This is a genomic window from Actinomyces bowdenii (assembly GCF_017592395.1).
In the GTDB taxonomy this organism is placed as follows: Bacteria; Actinomycetota; Actinomycetes; order Actinomycetales; family Actinomycetaceae; genus Actinomyces; species Actinomyces bowdenii.
On sequence record NZ_JAGFOU010000021.1, the window covers coordinates 17628 to 35696 of the forward strand.

Here is an 18069-nt window from a genome sequence, read left to right on the forward strand (position 1 = left end):
TGGCACTGGCGTGGGCGTGGTGCACGAGCCGGGGCCCTTGCCGGCCCGGGCTGATTCCTGCCATCAGCCTACCCATCATAAATCGCTCCACCGCCAAGGGCTGACGCATGCGGGGCGGCGATCCGCACAGACCAGCGCGCGGTGGGGACCGCCCAGGCCCCCACCGCGGCGCGGCGATGGGGCGGGGCGGCGCCATGAGGCGCGATCCGGGGGATGGCAGCCGGCCGGCCGCCCCATCGGTGTGTGGCACACTGTGGGTGATCACTCGGCGTCACCCCGCTGATGGCCCGCCCCGATGACGGCCGGCCCGGTCGCGGGCGCCCCGATGATCGGCCTGACGAGCTGCCGGGATGGGAGAGCGCGACGTGAACGACCTTGAGGTGGATCTGCGGCTCATCAGCCCCCACTGGCGCGAGGGGGGCACCGGTGGGGCCGCCGCCCCCGGCGCCCCGGGGCTGTGGGTGCGCGGCGACCTTCCCTGCCCCGCCCCCACCGACCCGGCCGCCCTGCGCGCCCACCCCGGCCGCCTGGCGGCGGTGGAGGTGGGTGCCGACGAGGTGGTGCTGGCCCAGGACCGCCTGCGCTCCTGGCCGCTGTTCTGGTCGATCCAGCCCTCGGCCCCCGGGCGCCCCCGGCGCCTGGTGATCAGTGATGATGCCGCGGCCATGCGCGCGGCGCTGGAGGCCCCCGCCCTCGATGAGCGCGCCTGCCGCGAGATGGTCGACGCCGGCTTCGTCTCGGGCGCCGACACGCTCCTGCGGGATGTCTTCCAGGTGGAGCAGGGCTCGATGGTGCGCATCGACCTGCGCAGCGGGCGGGCGAGCACCACCTCCCACTCCCTGGGGCGCTTCGATGAGGACGGCGTCATCGAGGACCCGCAGGCCTTCTCCGACCTGCTGGAGGGGGCCCTGGACGCGGTCATGGGGCGCCTGGTGGACAGGCTGGGCGAGGCCCGGATCGTCCTGCCCCTCTCCGGCGGCCTGGACTCGCGGCTGCTGGTGGCCTGGCTGGCCCTCCACGGGCTGGGCGACCGCGTGGTCTCCTTCACCTATGGCAGGCCGGGCGCGCGGGAGATGGAGGTCTCGCGGGCGGTGGCCCAGGCGGTGGGCATGCAGTGGCATGCCGTGGACTACGAGCCCCGGGCCCTGCGCGGGGCCTGGGGCACCCAGGAGGCCGCCGACTTCCTGGCGCAGTCCTACGCCCTGAGCGCCCTGCCCCATGTGCAGGACTGGTACGCCCTGACCCGCCTGATGGACCGGGGCGTGGTCCGCCCCGGGGACGTGGTGCTCCCCGGGCACACGCTGGTGGGCAATATGCATGACGAGCACCTGCTGGAGGCCGGGCGGGTCCGGCGATCCGAGGTGGCCCGGGCCCTGTGCTGGCACCACCAGGACCTCCAGGGCCGTCAGGCCCGGGCCTGGGCGGATCCCTACCGGGCCGCCAAGCTCAAGGACTTCCTGGCCCTGCGGCCCTTCACGGGGGAGGCCCGCGATGTGCAGAGCATCCTGGAGTCCTACAACCTGCGCGAGCGCCAGACCAAGTACATCAACAACTCGGTGCGCGCCTACGAGCACCTGGGCCTGGACTGGGCGCTGCCGATGCTGGATGTGGAGTTCTGGGACGCCTGGCACCGGGGGGGCGTGGGGCTGACGGCCACGCGCGACTTCTACGGCGTGCTCATCGGGCGGCTGTGGGACAGGGCCACGGGCTCGGGGCAGGGCGGGCAGGAGGACCTGCCCTACTTCGCGGTGACCCGGGTCGATGAGGCGACGCGCTCGCGCCTGAAGTCGGCCCTGGCGGCCACGGGCCTGCTGCCGCTGGCCGAGCGCAGCTTCTCGACCTGGTCGACGCTGCATGACTCCATGGCCTTCGACGCCCTCATCACCGACACGCCGCGGCCGGTGGCGGCCGCCCAGCTGATGGCCGGCCGCAAGCTGCTGGGCTTCTGGACCAGCGCCTTCCTGGCCGACACCTGGTGCCCGGCCTCCCGGCTCTTCTCCGACCTGCCCCGCATCTGAGCCGGGCTCTCCCCCACCCTGCACATCTTCAGCAGTCGCTCGATCGGTTCATCGGCGTGATCCCGGGGCTCATCGCCGGCTGGGCCGGCCCGGGGCCCCTGAAGATGTGCAAGCCGGACCTCGCTGCACATCTTCAGCCCTCGTGAGCGCCGCCTCCGGCCGCCTTTCCCCGGAATCCAGCCCCTGCCCCGGGTGGCGGGGCCGTGAAGATGTGCAAGAGGGCGGGGCCGGCCCAGCGTCCGGTCAGCGGTTGATGCCGCCGGCGCACTCCTCGTGGATGCGCCGGTAGGCGGCTCCCACGGCGGCCGAGGAGAAGCGGTCGCCGATGGTGGCTGCGATGGCGGCGGGACCGGCGTCGGCCAGGCGCTCGTGGGTCTCCACGACGGCGGCCGCCCACTGGGCGGGGTCGGAGGCCAGGGGCAGGACGGTGCCGTTGGCCTCGGTGACGTACTCGCTCTGGCCCCCGGCGTCGGAGACGACGACGGGGCGGCCGCTGGTGATGGCCTCGGCGGCGGAGACGAAGAAGTTGTCGCCCAGGGTGGGGCCGATGAAGACGTCGGCGCGGGCGAGCTCGGCGCGCACGCCCGCGGCGTCCAGGTTGCCGGTCAGGCGGGTGTGCTGGGCCAGGGCCGGGGAGGCGGCCAGCCGTGCCTCGATGTCCTGGCGCAGCGGCCCCTCCCCCACGAAGGTCATGGTGGCCGGCCGCCCGGCGGCGAGCAGCTCGGCCAGGATGTCGAGGCAGGCCAGGGGGTTCTTGCGCTCGATGAGGCCCCCGACGGTGACCATGCCGATGGACTCGCCCCGGGGGGCGGGCTCCAGGTGCTCCTGGGGCTCGACGATGCAGGGCACGACGAGGGTGGACAGCCCGTGGCGCATGGCGCGGATGGGTGCGGCCAGGTACTCGCAGACGGCGGTGACGACGTCGGGGCGGGTCAGGCCGTGGCCGACGACCGGCACGGCGGCGCTCAGGGCCGGCCCGAGGGTGTCGGGGTTGGTCAGGCCCGACCAGTGCTCGGTGTGGACCCAGGGCAGGGTCAGGCGGTGGGCGTGGTCCAGGGCGGTCAGGGGCAGCAGGGAGCTCATGGCCATGGAGTGCAGGACCTCGGCGCCCTCCAGGGCGGGGGCCAGGGCGCGCGCGGCGCGGGCCACGGACAGCGGGTTGGCCGGGGTCATGGGGATGGTCAGGACCCTCATGCCCTCCACGGTGCGGTGGCGGCGCCCGTCGTCCTGGTGGGGCGGGGCCAGGTGGATGATGCGCACCTCCTGGCCGGCCCGCACCATGGCGGCGCAGTCGCGCAGGACGAAGGATCCGGAGCTGGGGGCGAGGTCGGTGGGCAGCCAGGTGGTCACGACGGTCACACGCATGGCTCCACTCTAAGCCCCCGGCCCAGCCGTATCGGCCAGGCGCCGGCCGGTCCCCACCGTCGGGCGGCGCGGGCGGCTGGTGGTGATGGGGCGGGCGGGCTCCCCGTAGGATCGGGGCATGCGCGTCGTCTCTGTTGTCGGGGCCCGGCCCCAGTTCGTCAAGCTCGCCCCCGTGGCCCATGCCATGGCCGCCGCCGGGGTGGAGCACGTCATCATCCACACCGGGCAGCACTACGACCCGATGCTCTCCGATGTCTTCTTCTCAGACCTGGGCATCCCCGCCCCGGACCTGCACCTGGGGGTGGGCTCGGGGGGCCATGGAGCCCAGACCGGGGCGATGCTGGCGGCCCTGGATGAGGCCCTGCCCGGCCTGGCCCCCGACTGGGTGCTGGTCTACGGGGACACCAACTCCACGCTGGCCGCGGCCCTGGCCGCCGTCAAGCTGCACCTGCCGGTGGCCCACCTGGAGGCGGGGCTGCGCTCCTTCAACCGGGCCATGCCCGAGGAGATCAACCGGGTGCTGACCGACCACGCCGCCGACCTGCTCCTGACCCCCACCGCAGTGGGCGCCGGGCACCTGGCCGATGAGGGCCTGAGCGGGCGCACCGTGGTGGTGGGCGATGTCATGACCGATGTGCTGCTCCAGGTGCGCGACCGCGCGGCCGGCCGACCCTCCCCCATCATGGCCGAGCTGGGCCTGGCCGAGGGCGGCTACTCCCTGGCCACGATCCACCGCGCCGAGAACACCGACGACGCCGCGCGCCTGGCCGCCGTCCTGGACTCCCTGGCGGCCGTGGACCACCCGGTGGTGCTGCTGGCCCACCCCCGCCTGGTGGCCAAGTGCGCCGAGCACGGCCTGGAGCTGCCCGCCTCCGGGCGCGGCTCGCTGCTGGTTCACCCGCCCCTGGCCTACCCCGATCTCATCGCCGCGGCCCTGCACGCCCGCGGCGTCATCACCGACTCCGGCGGCCTGCAGAAGGAGGCCTTCCTGCTGCGCGTGCCCACCACCACGGTGCGCCCCCAGACCGAGTGGGTGGAGACCGTGGAGCTGGGGTGGAATGTGCTGGTCGAGCCCGGGCCCGCGCTTATCGCCGCCGCCAGCCGCGCGCGCCCCGCCGAGCCCGCTGACGACGTTGCCCACCCCTACGGGGACGGCCATGCCGCCGAGCGCGTCGTGCAGGAGCTGTCCGCCCGCAGGCCCCCGCAGGCCTGAGCCGGCCGGCCCCATCCGGCCGCCACGGCCCCGCTCACCGGGCCTGGCCCCATGCCGCCGGGGTCGGCCGCAAATTGCAGGGGATGTCAGCACTCCGCACCCCTGGGACCCCTCCGATCTGCAGACAACCCCACCGATCCGCAGACAACCCCGCAAACCTCGGACAACCCGGCGATCCGCGCCTGCCTCCCGGCACCCGCCGCCCAAGTCCCCAGGGAACCGTCACCGAGCTAAGGGGAAGGCCCCCGGGGCACCGTCCCTGCAACAAGCACGACACCCCGCGCCCCTGCATCCCGGGCTCGACCTCCATCGCCGAGGAGCGCGGGCGTTCATCCCAGAGCGGCTTGGAATTACCTACGCTTACCGCTCCCACCACGTGGCATCACGAACGGCTTCGTGCTCTGAGGCAACGCGTCGCGCCGCACCAGCATGGAGGGAAGCGACAGCCCCACAATATCCGACAAGTACTCTCTCAAGCTCTCCGACTCGGAGCTGCGTCTCATCACATAGCTCTTCGGCGCCACCAGATCGGTCACCACAGCAAGTTCGCCCGAAATCCAAGAACCCTCCCCAGAGTACGAATCCAGTCGCAGCTTATCCTTCAATAGAACCAGGTCCAGCTGATACTCGATCTCACTCCTCAACCCAGCCGTCTCCTCAAGCCATTGACGCCCCCGCCGGCCCCCTTCATCCCGAGGCTTCAGGTTCCACGCCAGGAGCATCCGGCACACCCACCACACAACCAGCACGACAAGTACCACCAGCCCCACCCATCCAGGAAAAGTCAGCACCGCCTTCTTAGACTCCCTCTCCTCCTCAGAGAAAGCCAGAACGACACACATCGCATACAGCACCCAAATCAACAGCGCGACAACAAAGAAGGGTATGCGAAGAAACACCGACCCAAAACTCACCCTACCCGCAGAAACAATCTGCACCCTCGCAAGAACCGCATCCCATACCGCTAATTCAAGTACAAACGCCACCCCAATCAGGGCAGCCAGAGCCAGAAGAGCAGTTCCCCAATCTTTATCAAGATAAATACAGGACGTCACGGAAACAACTACCACAGCAACACCAGCAAGGCCAGCATACTTACCGACCAGCCCCCTCAACCCACCGCACCCTCGACATAAGAATGCGCACACAGCCCGCAGCCAACCGCACAGCCTATCGCACCACCCCCCAACCTCCGCGCCACCCCCGACAATCATAGCGTCGCGTTGATCCTGATAACGCCACTCCGCAAGGTTGACGACCTCAATAAGGATCGACGCGTAGCCACTAATCTCTCCAGCATCGCTTTTCGAGATAAATGCAGGCAAGACTGCGACAACAGCATATAGCACTAGAAGGATAATAAAGAACGGCAACCCGAGCCCCCGCCACCCGTTAGCACCCACCAAGAAACCGTAGCAAACCACAATAAAGCCGTAGGCGCCGCAGAGCGCAGCCATGAGCATTACAGCCGCAGTCTCTCTGGCAGAGGTATCCACCACTCTCTGCAGCCAGGCTCCATGCATTCTCACATTTTCTGGAAGATCCTGCTTCTGCCACGTCATACCTCTTAACGCCAAGGCGAGCGTCGCCACGCCAGCAAGGAGGGTAAGCAACCCCGACAAAGCCTTATCTCGATCACCGCCATCAAGACTCTTGAATAGCTGGACATAATCATAAACGGCACTCAACATGCCTGAATCAAGGTGCTCATACACTACGGGGCGGCGAATAATGTCCACTGAAAGCGCGATAAAGCACCAGCATACGGTCATCATCCCGACAAGAAAAATACTCTCCAAAAAAGTCGGCTTTGAGAGCTTCGCGGACTTGAAACGACCCTCACCCGCACCAATGAAGTCGCCTTCGCTTGACAGATGAGCACCTACGTTTGATGTGATCCCTGGACTTGGGTCGTGCATACTTCTTCCCATGCCATGACAATAGTCACGGAGGGGCGCACCTGTCAGGCGTTCCAGCAACTCAGGCACCGGCCACGCGCTCAGGCAGGATTAGCCGGAGATTCAACTATTAAAGGCTGGATGTCATCCCTCCAGCGCCACCAGGCCCTCGGTGAACTCGCGGTACTGGCGCCCGGCGTCGGACATGCGCGCCCAGGTGGCATGCGCCTCCCGGCTCATGGCCTCGTAGGCCTGCTCGTCCAGGTCGATCACCGACTCCACCGCGTCGGCGATCTGCGCGGCGCTGACCTCCACAGGGATGAGGCGGCCGTTGACCCCGTCGTGGACGATCTCCCCGGTGCCCCCGGCGGCGGTGGCCACCACCGGCAGGCCCGTGGCCTGGGCCTCCATGACCGAGACCGGCACCCCCTCGCCGTCGGAGCAGTTGAGGAAGCAGGAGAAGTCGGTGGAGGCGTAGAGCTCGCGCACCTCGGCGTTGGTCATGTGACCGGTGAAGGTCACCGGGCTGTGGCTGATGGCGGCCCGGGCGCGCTCGCGCATCGCCTCCAGGCGCTCGGCGTCGAACTCCCCGATATGGGTCCAGGCCACCCGCCGCCCGCGCCGCTCCAGCTCGGCCACCGCCGCCACGATGAGGTCCACCCGCTTGTAGGGGGCCATGTGGGAGCAGGAGACGAGTTGGAAGGGCTCGGTGGGGCGGCGCCGGGTCACCTTCGCGGCCGGAACGCCCAGGCGCCGCACCTCGATCCTGTCAGCGGCCCCCGGGAAGCGGCGGTGGAGGAACCCCGCCGCGTACTGGGAGATCGGGTAGACCCGGTCCACCGCCCGCATGACGAATCGGCGCGCGGGCACGTACCCGCGCGGGGCATCCCTCTCATCGACGTCGTAGGCGTGGGCCCGGGCCACCACCCGCACCTTCCGCCCCGCCAGCTCGCGGCGGCGCAGCATGCCGCCCAGGGCGGCCCCGGTGAAGAACCAGTAGGAGTAGATGACCAGGCCACCCGAGCCCTCCAGGCCCAGGGAGGGCAGAAGGCGGCGCATCCGGCTGTAGGCGCTCAGGGCGATGGCGGCGAAGCGCACATCCATGCCGAAGCGACCTGGGCTGCGCCACGGGGGCGTCTCGACCATGCGCTCGCGCCCCAGGAGGATCTGGGGGGCGCGCAGGAGCGCCTGGGCCCGCCAGTCGGGCAGGCGCGAGGCCGGCAGGAGGGCGCAGCGGGCATTGGGCGGAAGGGGGCGGGTCTGGCGGGCGCCCTGGCTCAGGCGCACCGGCACGATGACCACCTCCTCGAAGGCGGCGCACAGGGTCTCGATCTCCTGCTCCAGGAACTCCTCGCCCACCTCGTAGGGGTAGAAGTCGGTGAGCAGCAGCAGACGGCCCCGCCCCTGCCCACCGGCCGCAGCGGTCCTCGTCGCGTTCTCGACGCTCTCGCTCCCGGCCCGTGGTGCCTGCGTCATGGTGCGGTCCCTTCGCTTCTACAAGGCGGACGTCGCCCCAGGATAGGGCACGCACCCGTGAGCGGACCTCGTCGCCAGCCTTCAGGCGCATGGGCGAAGACCCGGTTCTCCACGCACCTGCCCGGGGCCTCAAGCCGCCGGCCCGCACGTGCGCGGCCCGATCGGCGGCCGAGGCTCTACCCGATGTGCCGCCTGTCGCCGGCCCGCCCCTGCGCGGCCCGCTCGTAGATGTCCCGGCTCGCGGCCACGAAGGCCTCCTCGCCGAAGCGCTCACGGGCCCGCCGGCGGATCTGCTCGGCGGACCAGCGGGGCGCCTCCCCGTCCAGGCCCCGGGCCGCCTCCACCAGAGCCCGGGAGAGCTCGGCCACGAGCGCCTCGTCACTGCTCAGCGACCGCTCCGGCAGGACGATGCCGCTGGCGCGCTCCACCATGAAGCGCCCCGCCCAGGTGGGGGTGGCCACGCACAGGCATCCCAGCGCCTGGGCCTCGGCCAGGACAGTGCCACCGGCCTCCACCCCACTGGCCAGGATGAGCACGTCGGCGGCGGCCATGCGGCGGGCAACCTCCTGGTGGGCGACCCGGCCGGTGAGCACCGTGCGGTGCCCGATCCCCAGGGATCTCGCCACACCGCGCAGGGAGGCGACCTCGGCCTCGTTCCCGCCCACCACCGTCAGGCTCGGCTCCTGGTGCCCCGCGGCGGTCAGGATCCGGCAGGCCCGGGCGAAGGCCTCCAGGGTCTGGGGGGTGTGCTTGTTGGCGTCCAGGTGGGAGACGTGGCAGAAGGCCAGGGCGCCGCCGGAGGGGCGGCGCGGGATGCTGAAGTGCTCCTGCGGCACCGGCAGGGCGATGTCCTCCCAGGGCCCCTGCCCCCAGTACTCCTCCAGGCGCCGGCTGAAGGGGGTGGAGACCGAGGAGCGCACGACGGCGTCGCGCATATCCCGGCTCAGGGCGCGGTAGCGCCACCCGGCCCTGGCCCGCTGCAGGGAGGAGGGCCGGTGCTCGGTCAGCACGAGGCCGGCCCCCCAGTGGCGGGCGGCCAGGGCACCCACATGGAGCCCGGCGAAGACCGAGTGGGCGTGCACTGCCTGCGGCGGCGCGATCGGCCCGGCTCCCGCCGCCCGCCCTGAGCGATGGCCCGCCTGATGGCCGGCTCGCGGGCGGGCCTGGGCCTCCATCATCTCGTCGTAGAGGCGGACGGCGCGCCGCGCCACCGACCGCGCGATGGCGCGGTCCCCCGGGAGGGCCCCCTTGGGGATGGTGGGGATGGTGCCGCGCACGACGACGATGCCCTCCTCCACACTGGCCTCCAGCCGGGCACCGGCCTGCCAGAAGGACACCGGCTCCAGGGCCAGGACGCCGACGCGCATTCCCGCGCGCCTGAGCATCTGGGCCTGATGCCGGAAGAACGAGCCGTTGTGGGGCCGGGCCCGGTCCGGGTACCAGGCCGGGGTGAGGACGACATGCACCTGGTACCGGGCCTTCTGCAGCAGGGGGAGAGGATCTGGCCGGCGCAGCAGCGGAGGCGCGCCGACCACGGGAACTGTGGCATGGAGCGGGGCGCGCGCCCGCCGCCGCTCCCTGACGCGGAGGAGCCGGTACCGGATTGTGACCGCCGTGATGATCGGGAGACCGGGACCAGGACGATGGCTGGGGATCAACCCGGGCCTGCGTCCCCGGTGCGCACCGGGCCCGGGACTGCGCCGGGCGCGGGAGTGCACCGGGCGCGGGACTGAGCTGGGCGCGCCTGGCCGCCGGCCGGCTGGACGGCGAGGCGGGGACCGGGCCCTGGGGCCCGGGCGCCCGGATCATGCGGCATCAGGGGCGGCAGCCCCCGATCCGCGCCAGGACCCCGACCCGCTGGCGCGGCCTCAGCGCGCGCCCTCCACGCCCGCCCCGTCCTCACCAGCGCCCTCACCGGCCTCCTCGGCCTCATCCTCACCACTGACCCCGCCGGCGCCGGGGCGGTGCGGCGTGCGGTCGAAGCGGCCCGCGGCCAGGTCGGCCATGAGGGTCATGAGGACCAGCAGCCCGCCCATGATCGCCCCCAGGATGTAGCTGGTGGCCAGCAGGTCCAGTGGGGAGAGGGCCAGCCAGGCCAGGGGCGCGGCGGCGTAGAGGACGGAGAAGCCCAGCAGCCAGTCCTGGTGCTCGGTGACCACGAAGAGGTTGGAGATCGGGGAGGTGATGAGCAGCATGAACAGCCAGGGGGTCAGCGCCCGGCCGAAGTCGCCGGCCTGATCCCACTGGCCCCCGAAGAACAGGGGGAAGAACCAGGGGGAGAGCAGGTAGATGAGGGCGAAGGGCGCCGCGCCCACCAGCACCGCCCGCCTGATCGTGGCGCGCACCAGGGGCCGCATCTGGCCGGGCTCGATCGCGGAGAGCTTCTGGAAGAACACGCGCGCCACCGCGCCGTTGATGAGGATGAGGGGCGCGTCCAGCACCCGCCAGGCCAGCTGGAACTGGCCCAGGGCGGCCGCGGAGTACCCGCCGATGAGCAGCTGGATGCCGTTGAGCCGCACGGCGTCCACCAGGGCGTTGGGGGCGTTGAGCAGCGGCATGCGCCGGTAGCGGCGGGCCGCCCAGCCCAGGCTCGGCGCCCCGGCCGGCAGGCGCCGCCGCAGGGCCGGTGCCTGGCGCCCCAGGTTGAGGAAGGCGAAGACCTGGCCGAGCGTGTGCCCCACGATGAGGCCCGGCAGGCCGCCCAACCAGGTCAGCCCCAGGATGAGCTGCCCCCCGGTCAGGCCGATCTGCTGCTCGGCCTGGTTGACCGCGATGACGCGGTAGTCGCTGTGGCGGTTGAACCAGTACTTGAGCAGCTCGACCCCCGCCATGAGCAGCGTGGTCAGGCCCAGCAGCGGCAGCCAGGCCGCCAGCTCCCCGCCCCAGTAGCGGGCGGCCAGGCCCCGCAGCGGGAAGGACAGCGCCGTGGCCAGCGCGGAGACCACGACGATGCACCACGTGCCCAGCCTGGCCACGCTCAGCGCCTGGGCCTCGGTCTTGGGCAGCATGATCGCCATGTCGTAGCGCAGAGCGGCCACCGCCACCACGATGGAGGCCACCGCGATGTAGGCGGCCAGGTGCCCCATGTCCTCGGGGGTGTAGATGCGCGCCAGGACCATCGTCATGAGGAAGGTGACGGCCTGGGCCACGGCTGTGCCCGTCATGAGGGTGAGCACATGGCCCAGGAAGGGCGAGGAGCGCAGGACCGAGGCGGCGTGCTCGCGCAGCCGGAGCACCGCCCCCCTCACGGCACCCGCCCGACGGCGCAACGGCCCGCAGCACCGGCCGCGCCGCGGGCCGGCGCATGAGGAGCGGCTCGGCTCACAGGCTGGATCGCAGGGCGGGTCACAGGGTGATGGTCCGCGACTCGGCCGCCGAGACCAGCACCGCCTCGACGACGTCGAGCGTGGCCACGCCCTCGGCCATGGTGACGTGGTGGGAGCCCACCCCGCGCACGGCGTCGCGGAAGTGCTCCTGCTCCAGGGCCAGGGGCTCGCGCTTGGGGATGGCGTAGCGGATGACGTCGCCCTCGCTGACCCCCCGGAAGTTGGCCACCTGGTCCCAGGTGGAGGCCACGGTCCCGTTGGCGTGGAAGGTCAGGTCCCCGGTGAGGGTGTCGGCGACGAAGGCCCCCTTCTCCCCCAGGGCGATGGTCACCCGCTCCTTGAAGGGGGTGAGCCAGTTGACCTCGTGGCAGGCGATGACGCCGTTGGCCAGGCGCCCGTTGGCCACCATGAGGTCCTCGGTCTGCCGGCCGGAGCGGTGGGCCACCTGGGCGCTGATGGCGGCGTAGGGGGCCCCGGCCACCCAGGCGGTCAGGTCGATGTCGTGGGTGGCCAGGTCCTTGACCACGCCCACGTCGCTGATGCGCGCCGGGAAGGGCCCCTGGCGGCGGGTGATGACCTGGTAGACCTCGCCCAGGTCGCCCCGGTCCAGGCGCTCGCGCAGGGCCCGCAGGGCGGGGTTGCAGCGCTCGACGTAGCCCACGGCGCCCACCAGGCCCCGGGAGGCGAAGGCCTGGGCCACGCGGCGGCCCGCGGCGGCGTCGTGCGCGATGGGCTTCTCCACCATGGTGTGCACGCCGGCCTCGGCCAGGGCCAGGGCCACCTGCTCGTGGTAGACGGTGGGAACGGCCACCATGGCGGCGTCCAGCCCGGCGTCGATGAGCTCCTCGATGCTGCCCAGCACCGGCAGATCCCCGGCCACCCCGAAGCGGTCGCCGCCCGGATCGGCCACGGCCACCAGGTCCATGCCCTCGGTGGCGCGGATGACGCGGGCGTGGTGGCGCCCCATGGAGCCCAGGCCGATGAGGCCCACGCGCAGGGGTGCCTCGGCGGTGCCCTTGCCGCTCAGGTGCTTGAGCGGCACCGGGGCCCCGCCGGCGGGCGGGGTCCCACCCGGCCCGGGGGTGGGGACGGCGGAGGCCAGGCCATCGGGGGTGATGTGCTCGCTCATCTCAGGCACCCGCCTTCACGGTCGCGGCCACGCCCTCGACGATGCGCTCGAGGTCCTCGCGGCTCAGGCTGGGGTGGATGGGCAGGGAGAGGCACTCGCGGGCGGCCTTCTCCGTGCCGGGCAGCTCCAGGCCCGGGGCGTAGGGGGCCAGGGACTCCAGGCGGTGGTTGGGGATCGGGTAGTACACGCCCGTGCCGATCTGCCACTCCTCGCGCAGGGCGGCCTGGACGGCGTCGCGCTCCTCGGCGCCGGCCCCCTCCAGGCGGATGGTGTACTGGTGGTAGACGTGGGTGTACCCCTCGGGCACGACGGGGGTGACCACTCCCGTGAGCCCGGCCAGGCCCTCGTCCAGGGCGGCGGCATTGGCCTGGCGGGCGGAGGTCCAGCCGGCCAGCTTGGCCAGCTGGACGCGGCCCACGGCGGCGCCCACATCGGTCATGCGGTTGTTGAGGCCCACCACCTCGTTGGCGTACTGCTTCTCCATGCCCTGGTTGCGGATGAGGCGGCAGCGGCGGGCCAGCTCGGGGTCGGAGGTGGTGATCATGCCGCCCTCGAGGCTGGTCATGTTCTTGGTGGGGTAGAAGGAGAAGGACCCCCAGGCCCCGAAGGTGCCCACGGGCCGGCCGTCGATGGCGGCGGCGTGGGCCTGGGCGGCGTCCTCGAAGACCGCCAGGCCGTGGCGCTCGGCGATGTCCAGGATCGCGGGCATGTTCGCGGGCAGGCCGTAGAGGTGGACCACCTCGATGGCGGCCGTGCGCTCGGTGATGGCGGCCTCCACGCTGGCCGGGTCCAGGGTGAAGGTGGCCGGGTCGATATCGGCGAAGACCGGCCGGGCGCCCGAGACGGCCACGGAGTTGCCGGTGGCGGCGAAGGTGAAGGAGGGGACGATGACCTCGGCGCCCTCGGGCAGCCGGCTGGCCAGGGTGGCCACGTGCTGGGCCGAGGTGCCGGAGTTGACGGCCACGGACTCGGCCCCGGCCACCACCTGGGCGCTGAACTCCTCCTCGAAGGCCTTGACCTGGGGGCCCTGGACCACCATGCCCGAGGCGATGACCGCATCGACGGCCTCGCGCTCCTCCTGGCCGATGATGGGCTTGGCGGCGGGGATGAACTCGCGTGGCATCAGTGGGTCACCTCTCGGATGGTGGTGTCGGACTCTTCGTACAGGACCCCGGTGACGGGGCAGCGCCAGCGCGCCACCCCCTGGGAGCCGCCCTCGGCGGGGACCAGGGGCTCGCCGGCGCGCCCCACCCAGCCGATGCGGCGGGCGGGCACGCCCGCGACCAGGGCGTGGGCGGGGACATCCCTGGTGACCACGGCGCCCGCGGCCACCGTGGCCCACGCCCCGATGCGCACCGGGGCCACGCACACCGCGCGCGCCCCGATGGCGGCGCCCTCCTCGATGGTCACCCCCACCGGCTCCCAGTCGCTGGCGGACTTCAGGGAGCCGTCGGGATTGACGGCGCGGGGGAAGTGGTCATTGGTCAGGGTCACCGCCGGGCCGATGAACACCCCGTCGGCCAGGACGGCGGGCTCGTAGACCAGGGCATAGTTCTGCACCTTGCAGTTGGCCCCCATGCGCACCCCCTCACCGATATAGGCCCCTCGGCCCACGACGCAGTTCTCACCGAGCACGGCGTGCTCGCGCACCTGGGCGAGGTGCCAGATGCTTGTTCCCTGGCCGATGCTCGCCTCCTGGGAGACATCGGCGGTCGGGGCGATACGGGTGGCCACAGCGGCTCCTGGGGGTGGACGACGGGGTCATGCCCGACGGAGGCCCCTGCTGCCCGGGGAGCGGCAGCGCCCTCACAGCGGGGCGAGACGCACCCGAAGGCCGCCTGAGGCTCTGACGAACGCAGTCATCCTAACCGCCTTCGACGGCCTGGGCCGCGCGCCGTGCGAGAATGCGGGGGTGATTTCTCCTGACCCCGCCCCCGGCACCTCTCCAGCGCCGCCGTGCCCCCCGGCCGCGCTCACCGACGCCTGGCTGGTCATCCCCCTGTTCAATGAGGCCCAGGTCATCCGCCGGGTCATCGAGCAGGCACGGGAGATCTTCCCCCTGGTCGTCGTCGTCGACGACGGCTCGGCCGATGACTCGGCGCACCAGGCCGAGCTGGCGGGGGCCGTCGTCGTGCGCCACCCCGTCAACCTGGGCCAGGGCGCCGCCCTGCAGACCGGATTCCGCTACCTGCTGGAGCGCACCGACGCCGCCTACGCGGTCACCTTCGACGCCGACGGGCAGCACTCGGCCCAGGACGCCGCCGACATGGTGCGCGCCGCCCGCCAGGAGGACCTGGCCGTCGTCCTGGGCTCTCGCTTCCTCAAGGGCCCCTCCCCCGTGGGCTGGCTCAAGCGCCTGGTCCTGCGCACCGCGGCGGCGGTGAGCTCGCGCACCTCCGGCATGCGCCTGACCGACGCCCACAACGGCCTGCGCGTCCTGCGCCGCGATGCGCTCGAGCGCCTGGACCTGAGGCAGAACCGCATGGCGCACGCCAGCGAGATCGTCCGCCAGATCGGGGCCATGGGCCTTCCCTGGAGGGAGTTCCCGGTGACCATCACCTACACCGAGTACTCCAAGGCCAAGGGCCAGTCCCTGTGGAACTCCGTGAACATCCTCGTCGACCTGCTCTTCTCCTGAGCACCGCCCACGCACAAGGAGAGTCGCCATGAGCTCCCAGATCATCATCCAGGTCCTCCTCATCACCGCCGTCGCCGCCGTGGGGTGGATGATGCTGCGCAGCCCCGGCGGGGCCCGCCACCAGGCCGCGCGCCGGGTGGCGACCCTGGCCTTCGCCCTGTTCGCCGTCATCGCCATCATCACCCCCTCGCTGACCACCACCGTGGCCCACATGGTGGGCGTGGGCCGCGGGGCCGACCTGCTGCTCTACGCGCTGGTGGTCGCCTTCCTGGCCCAGGTCCTGTCCTCCTTCCGGCGCAACGCCGCCAGGGAGCGGCAGATCACCCGGCTGGCGCGGCGCGTCGCGCTGGACGCCGCTCCCCCGCCGCCCGGCGCGGCCGGGCCCTCCAGCGCCGCGCTGACCACCAGTGCCGGCGGTCAGCCGCAGGGGGCCGCGCACGGGCCGGCCCCGCAGCAGGCCGCGCCCGCGGAGCAGCCCGACAGGGCCGGGCAGCGGGCCGAGCGCCCCTGAGGCGCACCCCTGAGGCGGGCGCGCGCGGGACCGGGCGCCCTCACGGCGCGGCGGGCTCGGGGCGCGACCGCCCCGCCGGTGCCCCTACCTGCCCCTACCGCGCCTCGTCCTGGCGCCGGCCGCGCCGGGCGGCCAGGACGACGGCCTCCTCGCGCAGCCGCAGCCCCAGGCCCACCGCCCAGCGCACGGGGGCCTGCCAGGCGGCGCTGTAGACGCCGCGCAGGTAGCGGCGCGCCGAGACGTGATGGGCCCGGATCATCCTCTCGGGGCGGGCCTTCCAGCTCGCCCCCTGCTCGTGGACGACCACGGCGTCGAGCACCTGGACGTTGAGCCACCCGGCCCGGCCCACGCGCTCCCCCAGGTCCACATCCTCGAAGAACATGAAGTAGCTCTCGTCGAAACCGCCCAGGCGGTGCCACACGGCGGCGGGCAGCAGCAGGCAGGCCCCCGAGAGCCAGCCCACCTCGCGCACGCCTTCCTGGGCCCCCACCGCCGTGTGGTAGGCGCTGGAGAAGGGGTTGGAGGGCCAGATGCGGCCCAGCAGCGCATGGCCCCCGCCCTTGAGCAGGGAGGGCAGGGCGCGCCCCGAGGGGTAGATGCTGCCGTCGGGGTTGAGCAGGCGCGGCCCCAGGGCCCCGGCCCGGGGGTTGGCCAGGGCGGCGTCCAGGAGGCGGTCCAGGCTGCCGGGCTCCCAGACCAGGTCGGGGTTGGCCACCACCAGCCACTCCTCCTCCAGGCCGGCGGCCGCCAGGTTGGCCCCGGCCCCGTACCCCCGGTTGCGGCCGTCGCCCACCACGCGGGCGCCGTGGGCCCGGGCGGCGGTCTCGACGACGTCGTGCTGCGTGCCGTTGTCGGCGATGACGACGCTCAGCGGGCGCCGGGTCGCCCCGGCCAGGGAGTCCAGGAAGCGGTCGAGCTCGGCACCGGGGTTGTAGGCGACAGTGACGACGCGCACGCGCTCGCCGTCCACGGGGCGGTCGGGGGCCGCCGGATCCACAGTTCTGGTCACGGTGGGAGCCTAGCGCCGTGACCGACGTGAGGGGCTTCACCTCCCATAGGCGAATCTCATCCGCGGGGAGGAGAAGAACCCATGGGGATTCGCCGCGGAGTTCCCTATGATCACCAACGTGCCAAAGATAGCCCGGCCGCACGCGCGGCACTCCGTGAAGGACCTGGGCCGCCATGCAGGGCGGCGCGTCATGCTGTGCCTCCTGGCGGTGACGCTCTTCGCGGCCTCCGGCCTCGGCTTCGCCTGGCACGACCTGCAGTCCCGCATCAACTCCGTGGACGTCGACGACATCCTGGGCGGGGACCGCCCCGGGGACGATGTGCCCGACAGCTACGAGGGCCGCGCCGTCAACCTCCTGGTCCTGGGCTCGGACTCGCGCAGTGGCGCCAACAACGTCGACAACTCCGAGGGCACCGAGGAGGGGGCCGGGGCCCGCTCGGACACGGCGATGATCATGCACGTCTCGGCAGACCGCAAGCGGATCGAGGTCGTCTCCGTGCCCCGGGACACCCTGGTGGACATCCCGGAGTGCACCACTCTGGACGGGGAGACCACCGAGGCCTCCACAGACACCCAGTTCAACTTCGCCTTCTCCAACGGCTCCAACGGCGGCAACGACACCAAGGACGTGGCCTCCGGGGCGGCCTGCACGCAGCGCACCGTGGAGCAGATGACGGGCATCCGCATCGACGACTTCGTCGTGGTGGACTTCAACGGCCTGTCCACGATGGTCGACTCCCTGGGCGGGGTCAAGGTCTACGTCGATGAGCCGATCGACGACCCCGACTACACCGGCCTGGTCCTGGACGAGGGCTGCCACACCATGGACGGCGCCACCGCCCTGCAGTACTCCCGCGTGCGCCACGGGGTGGGCAACGGCTCCGACATCTCCCGCATCCCCCGCCAGCAGAACCTCGTGGGCGCCATGATGCGCACCGCCCAGTCCAAGAACCTGCTGACCAACGCCGACCAGCTCTACACCTTCTCCGCCTCCGCCCTGGAGACCCTGACCACCTCCGAGCGCATCGGCAAGCTCCAGACCCTCATGGGCCTGGCCTCCAGCGTCCAGAGCGTGGGCATGGAGAACATCAGCTTCATAACCATGCCCCACCAGGAGGCCGAGTGGGACCCGGACCGGGTCGAGCCCACCGCCGAGGCCGACGCCGTGTGGAAGGCCCTGCGGGCGGACAAGCCGGTGGCCGAGGCCTCCGTGACCTCCCAGGCCGACGGCAGCGCCCCCAGCCAGGAGGCCACCGGCGGCGAGCAGACCGAGTCCGCCGAGCCCGAGCAGGAGGAGCCCACCGCCGAGGAGGGCCAGGACAGCAGCGCCACTCCCAGCGAGGACCCGAGCGCGGCCGCTGCCAAGGCCGCCGCCATCCAGCAGTGCCGGTGAGCCATCCATGACACGCGGCCCGCATACCGGCGCCAGGCGGATCCTCCCCACGGGATGCCGGTGAGGCCAGCGAGGAAGGATTCCACAGCGTGA

13 protein-coding genes and 1 pseudogene are annotated in these 18069 nt (G+C 72.2%); 5 read left to right on the top strand and 9 right to left on the bottom strand.

Going from position 1 to position 18069, the window contains the following annotated elements:
* Positions 1-365 precede the first annotated feature (365 nt).
* Positions 366-2018 (top strand): 7-cyano-7-deazaguanine synthase, encoded by a 1653-nt coding sequence (locus tag J5X07_RS09720; protein ID WP_208479671.1) that lies wholly within the window; start codon positions 366-368, stop codon positions 2016-2018.
* Between the two features lie 243 nt (positions 2019-2261).
* Here the strand turns inward: J5X07_RS09720 and J5X07_RS09725 are convergent, their stop codons facing one another.
* On the bottom strand, positions 2262-3383 hold the full coding sequence (locus tag J5X07_RS09725) for a glycosyltransferase family 4 protein (RefSeq protein WP_208479672.1): 1122 nt from the start codon (positions 3381-3383) through the stop codon (positions 2262-2264).
* Between the two features lie 118 nt (positions 3384-3501).
* On the opposite strand from J5X07_RS09725, the gene wecB reads away from it, so the two are divergent.
* Positions 3502-4596 (top strand): non-hydrolyzing UDP-N-acetylglucosamine 2-epimerase, encoded by a 1095-nt coding sequence (wecB, locus tag J5X07_RS09730; RefSeq protein WP_208479673.1) that lies wholly within the window; start codon positions 3502-3504, stop codon positions 4594-4596.
* A gap of 350 nt (positions 4597-4946) precedes the next feature.
* Here wecB and J5X07_RS09735 read toward each other — a convergent pair whose 3' ends face one another.
* The 7 genes from J5X07_RS09735 to J5X07_RS09765 form a co-directional block, all read right to left on the bottom strand.
* The gene (locus J5X07_RS09735; protein WP_208479675.1) at positions 4947-6527 is read right to left on the bottom strand and encodes a hypothetical protein; all 1581 of its coding nucleotides are present in this window, start codon (positions 6525-6527) and stop codon (positions 4947-4949) included.
* Between the two features lie 111 nt (positions 6528-6638).
* Positions 6639-7970, bottom strand: coding sequence for a glycosyltransferase (locus J5X07_RS09740; protein ID WP_208479676.1), 1332 nt, complete (start codon positions 7968-7970; stop codon positions 6639-6641).
* A gap of 176 nt (positions 7971-8146) precedes the next feature.
* Positions 8147-9436, bottom strand: a complete 1290-nt coding sequence (locus J5X07_RS13430) for a glycosyltransferase (RefSeq protein ID WP_341769449.1) — start codon at positions 9434-9436, stop codon at positions 8147-8149.
* A 402-nt stretch (positions 9437-9838) separates the two neighbouring features.
* The gene (locus tag J5X07_RS09750; protein WP_243896693.1) at positions 9839-11173 is read right to left on the bottom strand and encodes a lipopolysaccharide biosynthesis protein; all 1335 of its coding nucleotides are present in this window, start codon (positions 11171-11173) and stop codon (positions 9839-9841) included.
* 142 nt (positions 11174-11315) lie between these two features.
* A complete protein-coding gene (locus J5X07_RS09755; RefSeq protein WP_208479677.1) occupies positions 11316-12425 on the bottom strand; it encodes a Gfo/Idh/MocA family protein in 1110 nt (369 codons plus the stop codon).
* Between the two features lies 1 nt (position 12426).
* Positions 12427-13548 (bottom strand): DegT/DnrJ/EryC1/StrS family aminotransferase, encoded by a 1122-nt coding sequence (locus J5X07_RS09760; RefSeq protein WP_208479678.1) that lies wholly within the window; start codon positions 13546-13548, stop codon positions 12427-12429.
* On the bottom strand, positions 13548-14159 hold the full coding sequence (locus J5X07_RS09765; protein ID WP_208479679.1) for an acyltransferase: 612 nt from the start codon (positions 14157-14159) through the stop codon (positions 13548-13550). The genes J5X07_RS09760 and J5X07_RS09765 overlap by 1 nt, the downstream gene beginning before the upstream one ends.
* A gap of 181 nt (positions 14160-14340) precedes the next feature.
* On the opposite strand from J5X07_RS09765, the gene J5X07_RS09770 reads away from it, so the two are divergent.
* Entirely contained in the window at positions 14341-15063 is a 723-nt protein-coding gene (locus J5X07_RS09770) for a glycosyltransferase family 2 protein (protein WP_208479696.1), read from the top strand.
* 28 nt (positions 15064-15091) lie between these two features.
* A pseudogene (locus J5X07_RS09775) lies at positions 15092-15442 on the top strand (DUF2304 family protein); the annotation flags it as partial.
* A gap of 226 nt (positions 15443-15668) precedes the next feature.
* Here J5X07_RS09775 and J5X07_RS09780 read toward each other — a convergent pair.
* Entirely contained in the window at positions 15669-16583 is a 915-nt protein-coding gene (locus J5X07_RS09780) for a glycosyltransferase (RefSeq protein WP_244925090.1), read from the bottom strand.
* Positions 16584-16701: 118 nt separating this feature from the next.
* Between J5X07_RS09780 and J5X07_RS09785 the strand changes: the two genes are divergently transcribed.
* On the top strand, positions 16702-17976 hold the full coding sequence (locus tag J5X07_RS09785; protein WP_244925091.1) for an LCP family protein: 1275 nt from the start codon (positions 16702-16704) through the stop codon (positions 17974-17976).
* The last annotated feature ends 93 nt before the right edge of the window (positions 17977-18069 follow it).